Below are 532 nucleotides of genomic sequence, written 5' to 3'. Positions count from 1 at the left end.
TTATGATGGAGCCGCTACACGGCGAAGGCGGCATCGTGCCACCAACTCCGGAATTTGCTCAAGCAGTACGTGAACTGTGTGATAAGCACAACGCGCTACTTATCTTTGATGAAGTTCAAACGGGTAACGGACGTACTGGTCATTTCTATGCTTACCAAGGTCTAGGCATCACGCCAGACATTCTAAGCACAGCGAAATCACTGGGTGGTGGTTTCCCTATCGGCGCAATGCTAACAACAGCAAAACTGGCTGAGCACCTGAAAGTGGGCACTCATGGTTCAACATACGGTGGTAACCCATTGGCATGTGCAGTGGCAGAAGCGGTCGTTAACGAAGTGACAAAACCAGAAGTGCTTGCTGGTGTTTTAGAGCGCGAAGCGCTGTTCCGCGCAGGTCTAGAAAAGATCAATGCGAAGTACAACCTATTCTCTGAAGTTCGTGGCAAAGGTCTATTGCTAGGCGCTGCGCTGAATGAAGAATGGCAAGGCCGTGCACGTGATGTGCTGGTTGCTGCAGGTAAACAAGGTCTATT

1 protein-coding gene is annotated in these 532 nt (G+C 50.2%); it reads left to right on the top strand.

All coding sequences use genetic code 11. The features are described from left to right. A partial coding sequence (locus R7Q48_RS30615) for an aminotransferase class III-fold pyridoxal phosphate-dependent enzyme (protein WP_318134183.1) occupies positions 1 to 532 on the top strand: 532 nt, incomplete at both ends.

This window comes from Vibrio sp. 378 (genome assembly GCF_033339435.1).
This window is presented reverse-complemented; position numbering and strand designations above follow the sequence as displayed.